Below are 14681 nucleotides of genomic sequence, written 5' to 3'. Positions count from 1 at the left end.
CAAACGACGGCTTCCAGGCTAGCAGGCGGCCTGACCGAAGCCTGGCCGCCGCGTGAGTCACTCGGCTTCGCCGCTCATGCAGCGAAGTCAGTCGACGCAGACAGATCCTTCCACGTTTCCGTTTCCTGCGTCACATAAGCGTTTTTCGCAGCGATGGCAGCCAGTGTGTCCGTGCCAAGCGGAAGGCGCAACGGCGGGTCAGACGCATCGACGAGCGTGATCAATGCGGCCGCGAGCTTCGTCGGGTCACCGGGCTGGTTGTGATTCATCTGCACCGCTTTGCGGCGGACTGCGCCCGAGGTCTCGTCATAGTCGTCGATCACGTCGGGCGCGACGAGCAGCGAGGATGCATCCAGAAAGTCGGTGCGAAAATAGCCCGGCTCGACAACGGTCGCGTGAATGCCCAGCGGTTTCAACTCGGCGTGCAACGCTTCGGTAATGCCTTCGACGGCGAATTTCGTCGACGAATACACGCCAAATCCCGCCGCGGCCCGATAACCGCCAATCGATGAAATATTGATCACATGGCCCGAGCGGTTTGCGCGCATCGCCGGCAACACGGCGCGCGTGACGGTCAGCAGTCCGAATACGTTCGTGTCGTACATGCGGCGGACGTCCTTGTCGGCGGACTCTTCCACCGCACCCAGCAGGCCGAAGCCGGCATTGTTGACGAGCACATCGACGCGGCCGAATTTTTCCACCGCCAACTGCACGGCCGCCTTTGCCTGGGCCTCGTCTGTCACGTCCAGTGCGACCGGCAGCAACATCGCGGAGTTGCCGAGACGCTCGACGATAGCCGGGATGTTCCGTCCGGCGGCCACGACGGCGTTGCCGTCCGCGAGGGCCGCTTCGGCGATCAACGCGCCAATCCCGCGCGACGCACCGGTGATGAACCAGACGCGCTTGATGCCACCTTGTTGAGCGTTAGCCACGATCTCTCTCCTACGTGTGTGATGAGGTGATGCCATGGTAGGCGTGCCGATTGACACAGACTAGACGTATATTAGTGGAGTGATAATCAACGTTTGTTTGCGAATCAGGGGCCCCGAAATGAATGAAATTCGCGCCATCACCACTTTCGTCCGTGCCGCGGCGCTCGGCAGCCTGCGGGGTGCAGCGGTCGATCAAGGCATCTCTCCGCAGGCCGCTAGCCACGCGGTGATGCAACTGGAGAAAGAGTTGGGCGTGCGGCTCTTTCATCGGACCACCCGCAAGCTGAGCCTGACCGAGGAGGGCCAGCGGCTTCTCGACAGCGTGGAGCCGGCGCTCGCCGTTCTCTCGTCTGCGCTCGACGAGGCGCGGCGCTCGAAAGAAGACGTGGCCGGCATGCTGCGCGTGAGCGCGCCGCGCTCGCTCGGGCTCCCGGTCCTTTGGCCCTATTTCGAGGAATTCCAGCAGCGCTATCAGAACGTGCAACTCGAAGTGCAATTCGACGATCAATTCACGGACCTCGTGACCGACCGCTCCGACGTGGGATTCCGCGGTGGACCGCCGCCGTCGGGCGGCTCGATCGCACGCCGGCTGGTGCCCATTCAGCTGATCGTGTGCGCATCGCCGGACTACATCGAACGCAACGGCGCGCCGCGGACCATCGAGGAACTCTCTGAGCATCGCTGCACCGGGTACCGGCGCGCGAACACGGGCAAGCTCGCACAGTGGCAGTTTCGTGTCGGCGATGAAATCGTCTATCGCGACGTGCCCGCCGCCATCTGCGTGAACGATACGGAACTGGAAACGCAGGCCGTGCTGTCGGGTCTCGGCATCGGGCAGTTGGGTAGCTTCAATGCCGCAACGCATATCCGGAGTGGCCGGCTCGTTCCTTTGCTGATGCAGCACGTCACTGAATACGGCACGATCACTATCTACTACAAGCATCGAACGGAACAATCGCTGCGCGTGAAGACGTTCATCGACTTCATGGTCGAGCGCATGGCCGGTAACCGGAATTTTTTTCTTGATTCGTCCGAGCTTCGTGTCGCGCAGCTGCCGGAGAAGAAGCGTGTAGTGAGGCGGCGATAGTGGCTGATGTGAGGAGGGGCGCAAAGGACACGATTGATGAACAGCGAGCCGCTAGCGGCCATGTGCCGGGCATCGATGAGCCTTGCAACGATGTCAACAAGGCAACGTAACGGCGTGCAACGCATGGGTGTCTGCATTGGGTCGGATGGCATCCTTACTCGACGCAGTACTTGCCTCGCGTGAAGCTGCGATAGAGTTGTAGCGCAAGGCCACCCGCCAGGACGACGAGTGCGCCGCCCACGCTCGAGTCGACACTGACCATGACCTCAGTGAGGTAGATAGTGGCCGCGGCTATCAGCGGATGATAGAGCGCCCTGGTTCGAAGATCGTCCACTTATGTTCTCCAACGGTAGATCGCGGCTATCAAGTCACTAAAAGCCCCCTTTCCGGGAAGAGGAAAGGGGGAGGGGGTAGCGGCGTCGCAATAGACGGTGCAATTGACTACCGCCTCCCGGGTTGCGATTCAGCGCTTCGGCCTCGGCCTTACGCCTGCCATGCGTAGGGCTGGAATGCCGCTTCGAGTGGCGGGTTGGTGACGCTGCCGGCGTAGTTCGTCATGGTCGAAGCGGCAACAACCAGGATCACGTCGAGCACCAGTGCCTGGTCGAAACCGGCGGCCGTGAATGACGCGATGTCCTCATCGTCGAGACGGCCGCGCTTGTCGATCAGCGTGCGCGCGAGATGCGAGAGTGCTGCGAGCTTCCGATCGTCTGGCAGACGACGCGCACGGATGGCCTGCACGTCGGCTTCGCTGAGCCCTTCCTTGAGTGCGAGGAAGGAGTGAAACGCGACCGCCCAGGTGCAGCCGTTGGTGACCGCGTTCGTGAGCAGCAGGGTCTGGACTTGTGCTTCCGTGAAGCTGCCGCCGTGAGCTTGCTGGAATACGCCCACCAGGCCGTTGATCAGCTTCGGCGAACCGGCGATGGCGCCGGCAATGTTAGGGACCATGCCGAATGCTTCAGCGAGACCGTTCAGTGCCGGCTTCGAGGCTTCCGGTGCCGACTCGAGCGTATAGATGGGAAAGTTAGCCATGATATTTCCTTGAGAGGGGGATGCGTGCGTCAAGGGGGGATCACACGACAACTGAAGGTTAGTGATACGCCGGGGCCTCGCCAATTACATCTCGTGTAATAGAAAGCAGTCGCCGGCCGCGTCGCTGCGGCCGTGGACATCGGAACTTGACGGGCTCGAGACGGACGTACCGTGCTCAGTCCCTGGATGGATCTGCTTCATCCATGGAGCGAGCTGAACGTTTCGACGTCGGTCGTCTACGGCACGCGTGTCAGTTCAAGCGGTCAGAAAAGCAGCGAGCGCCTCGTTGAAAACGTTGGCGGAGTCGACGTTGGAGATATGGGCTGCATTCCGAATCTCCACGAATCTGGCCATGCGAATCTGGGCGCTCATCGCCTGGCCTATCGACGGTGGCGAGATGCGATCGTCACTGCCGGCAATGACCAATGTGGGCTTCGCGATAGCCGCCAGCCGAGTGCTCGCGTCGTAGCCGACGATGCCTTGTGCGATATACGCCAGCGATCTGCCATCGGACATCGCGGCGATGGCATGCCACGACTGCCAGGTGGCAAGGCCCGCGTCGCTTGCCTGGAAAGCTGCACTGACGTTCAAGGGCCACGCGCCTTCGAAGCGCTTGACCGGGCCGTCTGCACTGCGAAACGTATTGGCCCATTGATCGGCGAGTGCGCGAAAGGCATCCGTTGCGGTCGAAGGGAAACTGTTCGCCAGCACCAGCTTGTCGACTCGTGTGGGAGCGGCGAGCGCAAGCTCGATGGCAATCAGCCCACCTAGCGAAAGCCCGACAATCGTGGCGCTTTCGATCTCCAGATGATCGAGCAGGGCAACGACATCGCCCGCGAGATCCGCAATGCCGAGTGGCGCGTCAATTCGCGCCGACGCGCCATGACCGGCATGATCCGGAACGATCACGCGAAACCCGGCTGCGACGAGCGGCGCGATCTGCGGGCTCCACGCGCGGCCTGAATTTCCGATGCCGTGCAACAGCACGATGGGGCGGCCATGACCGAATTCGACATAGTAGTTACGGCGTTGTTCATGAATGTAGTAAGCCATTCTGGTTGCCTCGCGTGGTCCATGCGCAGTTTTTCGATGCGCCATATAACTCGATATAAAGTATCTTGATATCGAGTAAACTAACCTGGTTACAACGCGGACGCAAGCTGATATCTTGACGTCAAGAAAATCGCATGGGAGGGGTAGAGATGGGGCGAGCCAAACGCGCGGCTGAGCAATGGCGCAAGGAGAGACCCGACATCGACGCGAATGTCATGGCGACGGTCGGGCGGCTGATGGAGGCGACGCATCTGATCGAGCGCACCCGGCTGATGCCGCTCGCGGCGCAATTCGGCTTGCAGACAGGGGAGTTCGACGTCATCGCGGCATTGCGCCGTGCGGGTGCGCCCTACCAGCTCACGCCTACCGAACTGTACGAGGCGCTGATGCTGTCGTCAGGCGCGATGACGAGCCGGCTTGACCGGCTCGAGCGCTCGGGGCTCATCGAAAGGCGAGCCTCGGCCAGGGATCGACGCAGCGTAGATGTCTGTCTGACGCAAAAAGGCGCCGATCTGATCGACGAAATCCTGCCGCATCATATTGCCAACGAGCAGGATGCGTTGAAGGCGTTGAGCGCGCGGGAGCGCGAGCAGCTCGATCGTCTGCTGGACAAGCTTTTACAGGGGCTTGAGGCGTAGGCGCGCATATTTCCAGCGCGATTTTTCGCGCTCAAGGCTCGGTTGCACGGCCAGAGCGATAGGGTCACGTGAAACTTAGACGACTGCAATCGCTTCGACTTCGAACATGAAGTCCGGGTCGGCAAGCGTCTGTACACCGAGCAGCACGGACGTCGGATAGCAGTTGCGTTCCAGCAGGTAATGGTTGAGTACCTGTTCGACGGCGAAGAACGCCTTCATATGCGGAGTCAGGTACATGACGCGCACAACGTTCGCCAATGTCGCGCCTGCTTCTGCGAGCACGGTTTCGAGGTTCGCGAAGCACTGGACGATTTGTGCGCCCATGTCTCCGGCGTGGAGAACCTTTCCCTTGGGATCGACCGACGCCTGTCCCGCAACATAGATCGTCCGCGCACCTGCCGGGACAACGCGCCCCTGAACAAATGCGTGCTCGTCCTGCCAGGTCCAGCCTTCAGGCGTAAGAATCGAATCAGTCGGTTTCTTCGTGGTGTTCATGCTGTGCTCCATGTGGGTTGACTTCAGCCGAACAGCTTGTTGGCGGTCTGAGCGATGAGCGGGCCCTGATGGCGTGCGCCCTCCAGCTCGATGGCGCTGGGCTGGCGCTCAACTCGGCCGCCGGCCTGGTCCAGGAGCGCCGCCATTTGGGAGGAGGCGTGGTCAGGATGTGCACAAACGGGCCGAGGGCGCGTTCCACTAGCTTAAGCAGTGCGGTATTGCATGACTAGACGGTACAATTGCATCAGAATCATTCATCAAACGATGGAATCCTATGCTCGATCTCAACGAGGTCGCTGTGTTCGTCGAGGTGGTGCGCGCCACCAGTTTCGTCGGCGCGGGGCGGCGCCTGGGCGTGCCAGCCAGCACCATCAGCCGGCAGGTGGCCGGGCTGGAAGCGCGTCTCGGTAGCCGGCTGCTGCAGCGCTCGACACGCAAGCTGTCGCTGACCGTTGCCGGCCAAGCCTTCTATGACAGATGCGCCGGCGCCGTGTCGGAACTGGCACAGGCTCAACAGGCGATGATCAACAGCAGCCAGGTGCCAGCCGGCCTGATCCGGGTGGCCGCGCCGGCCGGCTTCTTCGATGCGTTCGCCATCGACTGGATCAGCGAATTCCTGGAGCTGTATCCGCAAGTCCGTCTGCAATTCGTACTCAACGACGCCAAGGCGGACCTGATCGCCGAAAACATCGATGTGGCGTTCCGCGGCGGCAACATGTTTGATCCGAAACCGGCGGCACGCCGCATGTTGCTGCAGAAGTTCATTCTGGTGGCGAGCCCAGCGTACCTGGCACGGCGTGGCGCGCCGACGAAGGTGCACGAACTGGCGACCCATGACTGCGTAATCCTGGGAACCGAACCCGGGCCGCTAACGTGGCGCCTGGATGGCGTGCCCGAGGTAGTGGTCTCAGGCCGCTTCGCCGCCAATCAGGCGCGCGCCGTGCTGCATGCCGCGCTGGCGGGACTGGGCATCGCCCTGCTGCCGGAAGCGGTTGCGGCAGCGGAGTTATACGCGGGAACGCTTCAGCGTGTGCTACCGCGATTGAGCCGCGGCGCGGGCGATCTCTACGCTGTGTTTCCAAGCCGGCAGCAGATTCCGCTCGCCGTATCGGCGTTCGTGGACCATGCCCTGAAGCATTTTCAGGTTCTGAGCGCGCAGCATCGCTCCCAGGGGCAAGCGCATTGAGTCGCTTCATGGCCGCTGCGAACTGCAGCGACACTCGACAAACTTTTCGACAATCGCCGCGTCGCAGACGCTCGTGTCGTCGCGCATCCAAAGGCAGCTAACCAGGAGCCACGGTCATCCACGCCGGCTCTTCGGCGCCCCCACACTTCGGTCAGCTTTGGTTTCGTCACAAGGCGAATCAGGATTCACAGTCGCTCGGCGTCGGCTGTCCTGGAACTGTCCCACTCTGTGGCACGAGCCGCTTTGCGCATCGCTGCTGGTCCAGCAGTTTTGCGAGTTGGCGCCGCTGCGCCTCATACTGCACGTCGTCAATGAGGTTGGAGAGTTCCATGGGGTCCTCGCTGACGTTGTACATTTCGTATTCGTGGTGGCGCGGCGTCGACTTGACCGTGACCGTGTAGGCAATCGGTTGTGGACCCACGTCCGGCCGGCGATACGGGGGCGGGTCGGGGACCGGCTCCACCCGCCGAAACACCACGTCGTCGACGTTCGGGTAACTGGGATCGTTGCGATCGCCGGGGTCGCCCGGCGTGCTCCAGAATTGCGGATTGTCGAAGTAATGCGTGAACTTCCAGACGTTGCCGTCCGCGAGACGGGCGATCACCGATTCCAGGTGATTCGGTTGCAAGACGGAGTTGTAGCCGATACCGGTCCAGTTGTCCTGGTTGAGCCCGCGGCTCGGATCATCGTCGGTCATGAAATAGAGCGGTTCGTTGACGCTTTCCGGCGTCACTTCGCCCACCACAAGCGGCGCAAGATTACGACCGACCAGCGGCAGCGCATCGGTGTGATCTTCGGCGAGTTGCTTGCGGATCGGCTCGGGGTCGATGCCCGCGAGTCCGAGCAGTGTCGGCAGGAGATCCACGTGACTGGTCAGCGTGTCGACCGTTCGTGGATTCGGAAACAGTGCCCGGTTGTAGATGATCAGCGGTACGCGGATCGCCTCGTCGTAGGCCGTGTACCACTTCTGATGCATGTTGAAATGCGAGCCGAGAAGATCGCCGTGGTCGGAAGTGAAAATGACGATCGTGTCCTCGGCGAACCTCGAGGCGAGCAGCACCTTGAAGACGGTCATCATCTGATCATCGACGTTCTTCAGCAACTGGTAGTAATAGCGGAAGTATCTCGCGAGCGTCGTCGGGTCCTTGAAGATTGGCTGCATCCACAGTGCGTAGCTTTTCTGATAGGACGCCTGCGCCGAGGGCTTGGTCGACAGATCGTCGTTCTGCGTCTGCTTGAATCGCACCGGGTCGAACAGTTCGTCCGGCACGTAGCGGTGGATGGGGAAAAAGAAGTCTCCGGCCTGATGGAGGTTTGCCCACAGACCCCAGAGTGTGATGTCGTGCGGATTGACGAACGAAGACACGATGAACCACGGCTTCCCGCTATTGTCGCGCTCGAGTTGCTGGATCAGGTCTCTGGCCTGCTGCGCGAAACCGACGTCGCGACCTTGTTGGCCAGGAGGCACCGAAGAGCCGCTATTGAGCGGCGATTTTCCGTGCGGCTCGGGACCGATCCAGCCGCTGAATCCAAAGCGATCGAGGCGATCGGAGTTGCTATAGAGCGCTTGAGCGTCGCTGTCGGGGGCGCCAGTCTTCGAGTCATAGCTCAGGAACTGACTGTGTGTGCCCGGGATCAGCATGTCGGCGTCCGAGGCGTGCCACTTGCCGCGCCAGTATGTGTCGTAACCTGCGGCGCGAAAGTAATCCCCAAGGGTGGGGACGCTGTCGGGGTCGAGCCAGAACACGTCCGGATCGAAGGACTCCTTGGCTGCGCCGGTCGTCTGGGAGACGCCGTGCAGCGAGGGGTACTGTCCCGTGTAGATCGACGCGCGGCTGGGCGTGCATGCGACCGACGCCGCGTAGTGGCGTTGAAAGTCCACGCCGTTGCGGCGCAGCAGGTCCTGCGTCTTGAGATAGTCTTGCCGGTAAGCCCGGGTCTGCGGCGACTCGTAGACCGGTGGAAAGCGGTTTTCGTCGCACATCAGGATCAGGAAGTTCGGTTGCTTGCCGCGCGGTGGGGCGGTGGATGCCGCTGCGGCAAGCGCACTGGGCAGCGCGCCGCTGGCGGCAACGAGTGCCCCGGCGCCCGTCGCGACGCTGTTGAGGAGGAAGCGGCGGCGCGAGGCGTCGCTCACATTCCCGGCCGCCGACGACTCTGACGGATCGTGATCCTTCATAGGGCCTCCGCTCCTGGCGGTATCCCATGTCCAAAATAACGTGTGAGGCAAGGCGGTTACCGCACTGCATGCGCTACGGTTGCGAGACACCGGGTTGTCCACGGCGTGATGCGACCGTGAATCCCTGCGTAGTTAAAGAAAGCTTAGGCGACCAGGTCGGTCGACTTCCAGTGATGTGTGGCCCGTCGCACATAGCTTCGAGCGCAATAGCCCCAACAGGCAGTCTGAATAAAGTTCAGACGGTTCGTCGCGGCATCTCAGCCTCGAGTTTCCGTAGCCGACCCCAAGGAGCCCGTGACGGCTTCCCGGCCGACGGGCAGGTCCACCCCGGAAATTGCCGGCTGGCCACCGCGGGCGCGAAATCGGTGTTCGCAACCAGCGGGCGTTCGCGAGGGGCTGGCGTCGGTCGTGACAAGCTCAACGTCGAACCGCCGCCTTGCTGGAGTGCGATATGGATCGCGCTAGCCGCCAGACCATGCAACCTGTTCGCGTGCGTAGCGCTCGGCTATTTGGCCTGTCGCCTGCTCAAGCATGACCCATGCCGAGACGCGTGCCGAATTCAAGCAACAAGTCTCATCAATGTTTGATAGAGCTGTTCGGGCTTAACAGGCTTGTGCAGCAGTGGGTCGCCACTTGCGGACGCTTCGCGAAGTCGCTCGGGAGCCGTATCTCCCGTGATAATCAATGCCGGTAGATTCATCCCTGCTGCGGCGCGCAAAGCACCAATGACTTGTGCCCCGGTCTGTTGTTCACGAAGTCGATAGTCGCTGATGATGATCGACGGTGCGTACACACGTGCAGCAGCTATCGCGTCGCTAACAGAGCTCGTCGCTTGACATTGGCATCCCCAGCTCTCCAACAAACGCACCATGCCCGAACAGACCGCTTCGTCATCGTCGATCACCAGCACACGCAAGTCTTTGGGCAACGTACCGAGCGGCCCCGGCGCTTGCAGCGGCGAATCCAGTTCAGTCAATGGCAAGACGAACTTGAATACGCTCCCTTTACCGGGTCGCGAAGAAAGCGAGAGCTCCAGGTTCATTGCGGTAGACAAGCCCTGTACGATAGCCAGGCCCAGCCCCAGCCCCTTGTTGCGGTCCCGTTCTGGATTACCCAGCTGATGAAACTCGCGAAAGATATCTTGCTGATCATCCGCCGCAATGCCCACCCCAGTGTCCCAAACCTCCACCTGGACATGCTGCGCCCGGCGACGGCACGCTACCAAAACGCCACCATGCGCCGTGTAGCGGATCGCATTTGAGACCAGGTTGCGTAAAACCATTTCAACCAGGCGGGCATCGGAGTCCACCGTCACGCTGGTCTCGCGCGAACGATAGACCAGGCCTTTGGCATCGGCCAGCGGCGCCAGGTCATTCTCGACTTTGTTCAACAGGCCCTGTAGATCGAAGGGTAGGGGGCATGGCTGAACCACGCCGGCTTCAATGCGGGAAAAGTCGAGCAATGCATCAAGCATGTCACTGGATGCCTGCCAGGCGGATTGGGCGCTGTGCAGCACGTCACTTTGATGCTTCGAGAGTCCGCTGTGCGCCAGCACATCAAGAAACAAGCCCTGCGCGTGAATCGGTTGACGCAGGTCGTGGCTGGCGGCGGCGAGAAACTTGGTTTTGGCCAGATTTGCATATTCAGCCGTGCGCCTGGCGTCCTCCGCGGCCCTGATCAGGTCGAGATTCTCGAAGCGCAGCCTGATGGCGGCCAACGCCGCGACATTGCTGTTACGGGCCTGCCCAACCAGGCTGACCGCGTAGAGCCATCCGGTCAGTGACAGCGCCCGATAAGCTGAGTCGCCCGACAGCCATAGCCACGACGTCGCCAGCAGTATCACGGCCAACGAGAATGAGAAGAAGGCGGGCAATACCGGGGCAAGCAAGGACATGGAGCTGCCCAATATGCCCGTCAGTACCGCAAGCACCATGATGCTTCCGGTCGTGGTCGCACTCCCCAGGGCGACCCAGGCCAGTGCCCCCCATGCAATGCCATCCACGGCATGCATGACGACCAGGTTGATGACCAGCTTGCGGGCCTGAGCGGGTGCGATGACACTGGCCAGACGCTTGCGAGCGTCGAATGCAGCGTAGAGCTTGGAAAAAATGACGGCTGGGCACCAGAGCATCAAGGCGCGGTAGTTCACATCATTTTGCAGGGCGTAAACCAGCAACAGCGCCAATAAGATTGCCGGGAGGACGGACACGCCCACGTTGCCGTACAACAGCCGCAACTGCTCGACCAGCAGGCGGTCCTCCGGCAACTGCCAGAGTTTTCGCAAGTCAGGCGACCAGCCCATGCTTGCGCGCAGAGACGATGGCCTGGGTGCGACTGGTGACGCCCAACAGGCCAAAAATGGCCTGCACATGGCCACGCACGGTGAATTCGGATAGTGACATGCGTTTGGCTATGACCTTGTTTGGCAATCCATCGCATAGAAGCTGCAGAACTTCCGACTGCCGGGCAGTCAGCCTGATCAACGGATTCTCGCCTGCGCGGGAAACCGCGCTATTGCGAGCGATGCCCGCTTCGGTCGCCACAAGGGCGCGCTCAACAGTATGAACAATTGCAGCACTGCTGTCGGCTTTCGAGACGAATGCAAACGCACCGCGTTCCAAAGCTTGCGCAATAGTCTCAGGCGCTGCCATCGACGACAGCATGATCACCGGCACTCGAGGCCAGCGCTGACGAAATATCGCTACGCCTTCGATGCCGTCCGGCCCCTGCAACAGGATGTCCAGAAGGATCACATCAGGCGTATCCTTCACCAGGTTAATCGCCTGGGTCACGGAGATCGCTTCGACAATGCTCGCCTCAGGAAAATGCTGGCCCAGGACCAGGCAGAGCCCTTCGCGAAACAAGGCGTGGTCATCGATCAATAGCAGACGAAAGTCAGGCATAGGCGCATTGCACCACCTGGGTGTAAAGAAAGTCAATCAGTCAATTTTGACCGTGTTCCAGGATGCCTGTAACCGATATCCTTGGTTTTGGCGAGAAGGCTTCGTCAGCTGCCGCAAGCACATCCGCAAGCACCTGGACTGCATCGCACCACGCACGCCTGGCTCCTTCGTTCAAACCCACGCACTTCATGGGGGAAACTACCATGTCGCTCCGCATCAATGACATCGCACCCAACTTCACCGCCCATACCACCCAGGGGACGATTGATTTCCACGCCTGGATCGGCGATCAATGGGCCATCCTGTTCTCGCACCCCAAGGACTTCACCCCGGTCTGCACGACCGAACTGGGCTACATGGCCCGCATCGAGCCGGAGTTCACGCGCCGCAACGCCAGGCTGATTGGCCTGTCGGTCGATGCAGTCGAAAGCCATGGCAAATGGGTGGCCGATATCGAAGAAACGCAGGGCGCCAAGGTCAACTACCCGATGATCGGCGATACCGATCTTGCCGTTGCGAAGCTGTACAACATGTTGCCCGCGGAGGAAGAGGGCACGTCTGAAGGCCGCACTGCCGCCACCAATGCAACGGTGCGCTCGGTGTTCATCATCGGCCCGGACAAGCGCATCAAGCTGATGCTGACCTACCCGATGACAACTGGCCGCAATTTCGACGAGATCCTGCGTGTGCTCGATTCGATGCAGCTCACCGCCAGGCACAAAGTGGCGACGCCGGTGAACTGGAAACAAGGAGAAGATGTCATCATCACACCGGCGGTCAGCAACGAAGAAGCCGAGAAGACCTTCCCGGGCTTCAAGACGATCAAGCCCTACTTGCGCACCACGAAGCAGCCGACATAGCGCCGATGACGGCCAGCCAGCGGCGCGGGTCGCGCTGTTGGCGGCCTGGCGTCGCGGGTCGCCCTCAAACCGGCCGGAGGCACGAATTGTCCACGACCTCTCACGTTCTCGAAAGCTTCTTCAACCAGGCCACCGCTCAAAGCCATCTACAGTCGACCCCGGCCGACTGTGTGCTCGCGCTCGCGCCGTTGATGCTCGATCTGCTCGACAATGCCGATACGTTTCTGCAACCCCATCACTATCGAAGCAGCGACGTGAGCTATACCCGCAACCTCATCTACGAGGCCCCGGATAAAGGTCTTTCGCTGTACTCGCTCGTTTGGCTTCCGGGTCAGTGGACGCCCGTGCATGACCACGGCAGTTGGGGTGTCGTTGGCGTGCTTGAGGGCGTTCTGGAGGAACGTAGCTATGTGCGGCTGTCACCCGATCGCGGATCCGACGAAGAAATCGACCTGGTGCGTGGGGGCATCGTCCTGCTACGGCGCGGTTCCGTGACCAGCTTCGTACCCAATCCCGATCACATTCACGTTACCGGCGTACCCAAAGAGCGCGCTCGCGCAGTCAGCCTGCACATCTATGGCAGAACGATGAATGACTTCAACGTGTACGACGTCGAGGCCCGCACCCGTCGCCGTATTACCGTCGCGCATAACGAGAGCTAGCCCGAGTGCCCGCGGTGGATCGGAGTGCCCCTTCGGGTGCTTGACCGGTAGACATTCGCCGGGCTCGCGGCGCCTGGCGGAATGCCGTGCCATACTTACGCACCGCCTATACCCGCATTGCCACGTTGATGATGACCGCCTCTTCCGCATCCATCGGCTTCAATGACAATCCGCTCGATCGCTGCTCCGAAAGACGCAACGATCACGCCTTCATCGAGTCTCTGCGCAGCGCCCCGTCCGCTCGCTTTCTCGTGTTCGAAGCCGATATCCCCTTGCTCAAACGCGGCAGTGAGCACGACCCGTGGTTCCTGGCGAGCGAAGCGGCCACTTTCGGTCAACCGCTTCACAGCGTCTTCCTCGGGCAGGAGAGCGATGGCAGCGGACGTTTCGCGCTCGGCTTCAAGCTCGGCCTCGAACTAGCGGACTTGTCGCCTGGCACGGTCTACCATCGGGTCGATCTGCGCTCGATCGCCCTGCAAGGCCTCGTCTGTCCAGAGTCCCTGGGCATGCTGGGCCAGGCGAAGTCGATGCTCGACTGGCATCACCGCCATTCCTTCTGCGCCAACTGCGGCTCAACGAGCCGCGCCACTGCCGCCGGCTGGCAGCGAATCTGCGATGCCTGTGGCGCCCGCCACTTTCCGCGAGTCGACCCGGTCGTGATCATGCTGGGGATAGACGGCGAGCGATGCCTGCTCGGACGTCAACGGCAATTCGCCGCCGGAATGTACTCGGCGCTCGCGGGCTTCGTCGAGCCCGGCGAGACGGTGGAAGACGCAGTGCGCCGCGAGGTGCTCGAGGAAACTCGCGTGAAGTGCACACAGGTCGTCTACTTCGCGTCGCAGCCGTGGCCGTTTCCTTCGTCGCTAATGATCGGCTGCTTCGCTCAGGCGAGCGATATGGAAATCGTCGTCGATACCGCGGAACTCGAAGACGCGCGCTGGTTCTCCCGCTCCGAAGCCGCGGCGATGCTCGCGGGCACGCATGCGAGCGGACTTTCCGCGCCCAAGCCATTTGCCATCGCTCATCATTTGCTGCAGACGTATGTTGCGCAGGGTCCTTCAATATTGCGTGGCTGATTGTTGAGCGTGCAACCAGGTTGCACGCGACATTGAATATCGGGGCCTTTGTGCATACCGGTCGGCTGAAACACGGCATTTCATCCAACTCCCCGCGAATCGCGCAGGCACATACTTACGCGACGGCTCTGCGTCCGCATTGTGAAGGAATGCGACTTCATCGATTTATATAGGCTTCCAGAAGGCAAGCGCAAATTCTTGTCACTTCTCTGCACTACGTCGAGGATATTTCCGAAAGATCGCATTGCCGGCTGGTATCGGTATCCGATTCGACCGGTCCGACGATTGACGACCGGACCAAGGTGATCGTCATCTGGGAGTTCATCGCAGAAGCTGTCGACGCGATGACCACCAGGTTCATGAACCGCATCGAGCTTCATGTCGCGCCAGGCTATCTCGACGCACTCAAGCAGCGCGGCATCACGCTTGAACAGGCTCGAGCCTTCGCTGGTAAGGCGATTAGCCTGCACAACTCGGAAGAAGCTCCGCTCTACGCGAAAGATATTGAACGGAAAGCCATCGCGGGCCGATGGGATAAGTAAATAAGTCATCCAGATGATCTGCTTATTGAAGGAGAC

General features: G+C 61.0%; 15 protein-coding genes and 1 pseudogene. 7 read left to right on the top strand and 9 right to left on the bottom strand.

Annotated features, from left to right (window positions below; genetic code table 11):
- Window positions 1-74 precede the first annotated feature (74 nt).
- Window positions 75-968 (bottom strand): oxidoreductase, encoded by an 894-nt coding sequence (locus tag E1956_RS30435; RefSeq protein ID WP_418789326.1) that lies wholly within the window; start codon window positions 966-968, stop codon window positions 75-77.
- A gap of 82 nt (window positions 969-1050) precedes the next feature.
- Between E1956_RS30435 and E1956_RS30430 the strand changes: the two genes are divergently transcribed.
- Window positions 1051-2019 (top strand): LysR family transcriptional regulator, encoded by a 969-nt coding sequence (locus tag E1956_RS30430; protein WP_134756211.1) that lies wholly within the window; start codon window positions 1051-1053, stop codon window positions 2017-2019.
- A 154-nt stretch (window positions 2020-2173) separates the two neighbouring features.
- Here E1956_RS30430 and E1956_RS30425 read toward each other — a convergent pair whose 3' ends face one another.
- The 3 genes from E1956_RS30425 to E1956_RS30415 form a co-directional block, all read right to left on the bottom strand.
- Window positions 2174-2353, bottom strand: a complete 180-nt coding sequence (locus E1956_RS30425) for a hypothetical protein (RefSeq protein WP_134756209.1) — start codon at window positions 2351-2353, stop codon at window positions 2174-2176.
- Window positions 2354-2502: 149 nt separating this feature from the next.
- Window positions 2503-3051: a carboxymuconolactone decarboxylase family protein gene (locus E1956_RS30420; RefSeq protein ID WP_134756206.1), complete on the bottom strand. Its 549-nt coding sequence runs from the start codon at window positions 3049-3051 to the stop codon at window positions 2503-2505.
- A gap of 255 nt (window positions 3052-3306) precedes the next feature.
- Window positions 3307-4104, bottom strand: coding sequence for an alpha/beta fold hydrolase (locus E1956_RS30415; RefSeq protein ID WP_134756204.1), 798 nt, complete (start codon window positions 4102-4104; stop codon window positions 3307-3309).
- A gap of 149 nt (window positions 4105-4253) precedes the next feature.
- Between E1956_RS30415 and E1956_RS30410 the strand changes: the two genes are divergently transcribed.
- Window positions 4254-4742, top strand: coding sequence for a MarR family winged helix-turn-helix transcriptional regulator (locus E1956_RS30410; protein WP_134756202.1), 489 nt, complete (start codon window positions 4254-4256; stop codon window positions 4740-4742).
- A 75-nt stretch (window positions 4743-4817) separates the two neighbouring features.
- On the opposite strand, the gene E1956_RS30405 is transcribed toward E1956_RS30410, so the two are convergent.
- Both E1956_RS30405 and E1956_RS47030 read right to left on the bottom strand, forming a co-directional pair.
- Entirely contained in the window at window positions 4818-5237 is a 420-nt protein-coding gene (locus E1956_RS30405; RefSeq protein ID WP_167760169.1) for a RidA family protein, read from the bottom strand.
- Window positions 5238-5260: 23 nt separating this feature from the next.
- Window positions 5261-5362 (bottom strand): annotated as a pseudogene (locus E1956_RS47030) (NAD(P)H:quinone oxidoreductase); the annotation flags it as partial.
- Window positions 5363-5511: 149 nt separating this feature from the next.
- On the opposite strand from E1956_RS47030, the gene E1956_RS30395 reads away from it, so the two are divergent.
- Entirely contained in the window at window positions 5512-6423 is a 912-nt protein-coding gene (locus E1956_RS30395; protein WP_134756198.1) for a LysR family transcriptional regulator, read from the top strand.
- 178 nt (window positions 6424-6601) lie between these two features.
- Here the strand turns inward: E1956_RS30395 and E1956_RS30390 are convergent, their stop codons facing one another.
- The 3 genes from E1956_RS30390 to E1956_RS30380 form a co-directional block, all read right to left on the bottom strand.
- Complete coding sequence (locus E1956_RS30390; protein WP_197732967.1) at window positions 6602-8704, bottom strand: sulfatase family protein; 2103 nt, start codon at window positions 8702-8704, stop codon at window positions 6602-6604.
- A 457-nt stretch (window positions 8705-9161) separates the two neighbouring features.
- Window positions 9162-10904, bottom strand: a complete 1743-nt coding sequence (locus E1956_RS30385; protein WP_134756196.1) for an ATP-binding response regulator — start codon at window positions 10902-10904, stop codon at window positions 9162-9164.
- The gene (locus E1956_RS30380) at window positions 10888-11505 is read right to left on the bottom strand and encodes a response regulator transcription factor (RefSeq protein WP_134756194.1); all 618 of its coding nucleotides are present in this window, start codon (window positions 11503-11505) and stop codon (window positions 10888-10890) included. Before E1956_RS30380 ends, E1956_RS30385 begins: the two co-directional genes overlap by 17 nt.
- A gap of 203 nt (window positions 11506-11708) precedes the next feature.
- On the opposite strand from E1956_RS30380, the gene E1956_RS30375 reads away from it, so the two are divergent.
- The 4 genes from E1956_RS30375 (at window position 11709) to E1956_RS30360 (ending at window position 14645) form a co-directional block, all read left to right on the top strand.
- Window positions 11709-12365: a peroxiredoxin gene (locus E1956_RS30375; protein WP_134756192.1), complete on the top strand. Its 657-nt coding sequence runs from the start codon at window positions 11709-11711 to the stop codon at window positions 12363-12365.
- Between the two features lie 86 nt (window positions 12366-12451).
- On the top strand, window positions 12452-13027 hold the full coding sequence (locus E1956_RS30370; RefSeq protein ID WP_232072105.1) for a cysteine dioxygenase family protein: 576 nt from the start codon (window positions 12452-12454) through the stop codon (window positions 13025-13027).
- 131 nt (window positions 13028-13158) lie between these two features.
- Window positions 13159-14103 (top strand): NAD(+) diphosphatase, encoded by a 945-nt coding sequence (gene nudC / locus E1956_RS30365; RefSeq protein WP_134757897.1) that lies wholly within the window; start codon window positions 13159-13161, stop codon window positions 14101-14103.
- A gap of 302 nt (window positions 14104-14405) precedes the next feature.
- Window positions 14406-14645 carry a hypothetical protein gene (locus E1956_RS30360; RefSeq protein ID WP_134756188.1) on the top strand — a complete coding sequence of 80 codons (240 nt, stop codon included), beginning with the start codon at window positions 14406-14408 and terminating at the stop codon, window positions 14643-14645.
- Window positions 14646-14681: the final 36 nt, after the last annotated feature.

The sequence above is a fragment of the Paraburkholderia pallida genome (assembly GCF_004524855.1).
Lineage (GTDB): Bacteria > Pseudomonadota > Gammaproteobacteria > Burkholderiales > Burkholderiaceae > Paraburkholderia > Paraburkholderia oxyphila.
The sequence above is the reverse complement of the archived record's forward strand: the minus strand, read 5'-3'. Positions and strand labels throughout refer to the sequence as shown.